Genomic DNA, 3137 nt, shown 5'->3' with positions numbered 1-3137 from the left:
ACGCCGCTGCGCGTGATGCACGCCAGGTGGCCGCCGAACGCCAGCAGTTGCAGACGCTGGTGGAAGGCGCGGCGTTCCTGGAACAGAAACGCACCGCGCACGCAAGCACCGTGGAACTGTGGAATGAACTGACCCGGTTGCTGCCCGATGGCACCTATCTTGAAAAGCTGTCGGTGGAAGGCGATTCGCTGCAGTTGATCGGGCTCAGCCGCGAAGCTTCGCAGCTGGTGCCGCTGCTGCAGGACTCGCCGCTGTGGCGCAAGGTCAACCTCACCGGCGTGCTGCAGGCCGACGGGGGCGCCGCCGGGYGCGACCGCTTCACCCTCACCGCCGAACTGCAGCCATTGCCCGGGGCCGTCGCCAAGCCGGCCGCTGCCGCCCCCGCCGCGGAGGTTGCCAATGGCAATGCCGACCACACGCCGTGACCGCTGGCTGGCGCTGGCGCTGCTGCTGGCGGTGATCGCGGCGGCCTACCTGGTGCTGGTGCACCCCTGGTTCACCCGGCCGCTGCTGGCGATCAACACCGATATCAGCGACCTGCAGGAGCGCGACCAGCGCGTGCAGGCCCAACTGCAGCAGCGCGCTGCGGTCGCGCGCGGCCTGCAGCAGGCGCAGGCCGCGCTGGCCGGGCGCCCCGGCTTCCTGCGCGAGGCGACCGCCGAATCCGCCGCCGCCGCGTTGTCTTCGCGCCTGCAGGACGCGGTGGCCTCGGCCAGTCCCGGCAACCGCAGCTGCACCATCAGCAACCGTTCGCCGCTGCAGGACACCAGCGGCGATGCGCAGTTCCCGCGTATTGCGCTGCAGGTACGCCTGCGCTGCGGCATCCCGGAAATGGCGGCGGTGTTGTACACCCTGGAAACGGGCAGCCCACGGCTGTTCATCAACAACCTCAACTTGCTCGCGCAGCGCTTCCAGCAGTCGCCCAATGAAACCGGCACCGGGCTGGATGTGTCCTTCGAACTGGTCGGCTACCTCAAGCCGGATGCGATGGCCGATGCGACCGCGGGCGCGGCGCCCGCCAGCGCACCGGTCACTGCGGCAGCGCCGGGCCTCTCCGACGGCACCGGGCTGAGTCCGGCACCGGCGATGGCCGTGCCGAATGATCCCCAGGCGACCGCCGATGCAGCAACGCAGCAGGCCAGCGACGCGGCAGACGCTGCGAGCCGCGCGGCCGAAGGCCGGGAGGACAGCCATGAAGATTGAACTGTCTTCGCTGCGCAGCTGGTGGCTGGCCACCGCGATGCTGTGGGCGGCCGCGATCTGGATCGCCACCCTGTTCGGCCTGGGCGGGCGCATTCCCGCCGCTGCCGATGGTGAGCGCAGCGCGTCGCCGCTGCCGGCGTTGCCGGCAGCCGCGCCGGAGCGGATCGCCTCGGCCGAGGCCTATGCGCAGATCGGCGCGCGCCCGTTGTTCGCCGAGGATCGCAAGCCGCGCCCGTACCTGCTCGGCGGCAGCGAACCTGGGGCGTCCAGCGCAGTGAGCCTGACCGGTGTGCTGCTCACCGCTGACTTCAGCATGGCCATCCTCACCACCGACCAGAAGCAGTCGTTGCGGCTGCGCCTCAATGGCGAGCCGGTGAACGGCTGGCAGCTGCTGGCGCTGGAGCCGCGCAGCGCCACGGTCAGCGGCCCCGGCGGTACGCAGACCCTGGAACTGACCGTGTTCAACGGCCAGGGCGGCGAGCCGCCCACGGTGCTGGGCAATCCGGTCAACGGCGCCGTGCCGCCGGCCGGTGCCGGCGTTACGCCGTTGCCGATGGCAGCGCCGCAGGCCGCACGACCGGCGCAGGCCACCGTCAACGTGCCGGGCCCTGCGCCCGCACCGCCGCCGGCACCTGCCGCGCAGAACGCGCCCGCACAGGGCCCCAGTGACGCGCAGATGCAAGCCATCCGCGCGCGCATCCAGGCGCGCCGCCAGCAGCTGCAACAACAACAGCAACCGTCGCAGCGACCGCCCACCGGCGGCTCCGGCCAGAACAACTAGAGTGCACAGCATGACATTGCGTCTTTTCTCCCCGCGTCATTTCTGCCTGTCCCTCGCCGTGGCCCTGCTGGCCGGGTGTGCGTCGGTACCGGCTCCGGACGTCCGTCGCAACGCAGACCTCGATGGCACGCATCAGGTGGTGGCCGGCGATGGCTCGCGCGAGGGCGTCGATGCCGAGGCGCTGGCCGACGGCGCGCCGCAGGCGGTGATCCGTCGGGGCACCGGCACCATGATCAACCGCAGCGCGGCCGCCGCCGCATCACCATCGCTGTCGCAGGCCGGCAACGGCACCGCCACCTTCAACTTCGAAGGCGAGTCGGTGCACGCGGTGGTCAAGGCGATCCTCGGCGACATGCTGGGCCAGAACTACGTCATCGCCCCGGGCGTACAGGGCACCGTGACCCTGGCCACGCCCAAGCCGGTGTCCTCGGCGCAGGCGTTGAACCTGCTGGAGATGGTGCTGGGCTGGAACAACGCGCGCATGGTCTACAGCGGCGGCCGTTACAACATCGTTGCCGCCGACCAGGCCTTGGCTGGTACCGTCGCGCCGAGTACCGCGCCGGCGTCCAGTGCGCGCGGGTTCGAGGTGCGGGTGGTGCCGCTGCAGTACATCTCGGCCACCGAGATGAAGAAGGTGCTGGAGCCGTATGCGCGGCCCAATGCGATCGTCAACGTGGACAGCGGCCGCAATGTGATCACCCTTGGCGGCACCCGCAGCGAGTTGGAGAACTACCTGCGCACGGTGGAGATCTTCGACGTCGACTGGCTGTCGGGCATGTCGGTGGGCGTGTTCCCGATCCAGACCGGCAAGGCCGAGCAGGTCTCGGCCGACCTGGAAAAAGTGTTCGGCGAGCAGAGCAAGACCCCCAGTGCCGGCATGTTCCGCTTCCTGCCGCTGGAGAACGCCAACGCGGTGCTGGTGATCACCCCGCAGGCGCGTTACCTGGACCAGATCCAGCAGTGGCTGGAACGCATCGACAGCGCCGGTGGCAGCGCGCGGCTGTTTTCCTACGAGCTGCGTTACGTCAAGGCCAAGGACCTGGCCGAACGCCTGGCCGAGGCCTTTGCCAACGAGAACGGGCGCAGCGGGCGGGGCAGCAGCAGTTCGCTCGCCCCGGGCGCGACCCAGATGGAGCTGGGCAGCAACCGCGAC

4 protein-coding genes are annotated in these 3137 nt (G+C 70.2%); all 4 read left to right on the top strand.

Annotation, left to right across the window (positions count from 1 at the left end; genetic code table 11):
• A partial coding sequence (locus tag AC1DQP_RS18695) for a PilN domain-containing protein (protein ID WP_478052223.1) occupies positions 1-425 on the top strand: 425 nt, incomplete at its 5' end.
• Positions 400-1203 carry a type II secretion system protein GspM gene (gene gspM / locus AC1DQP_RS18690; protein WP_478052222.1) on the top strand — a complete coding sequence of 268 codons (804 nt, stop codon included), beginning with the start codon at positions 400-402 and terminating at the stop codon, positions 1201-1203. The genes AC1DQP_RS18695 and gspM, both read left to right, overlap by 26 nt.
• The gene (locus AC1DQP_RS18685) at positions 1193-1984 is read left to right on the top strand and encodes a hypothetical protein (RefSeq protein ID WP_457318061.1); all 792 of its coding nucleotides are present in this window, start codon (positions 1193-1195) and stop codon (positions 1982-1984) included. The genes gspM and AC1DQP_RS18685 overlap by 11 nt, the downstream gene beginning before the upstream one ends.
• A gap of 10 nt (positions 1985-1994) precedes the next feature.
• The coding region (locus tag AC1DQP_RS18680; protein ID WP_478052221.1) for a secretin N-terminal domain-containing protein at positions 1995-3137 on the top strand (1143 nt) is incomplete at its 3' end.

This window comes from Stenotrophomonas sp. P5_A8 (assembly GCF_056400545.1).
This window is presented reverse-complemented; position numbering and strand designations above follow the sequence as displayed.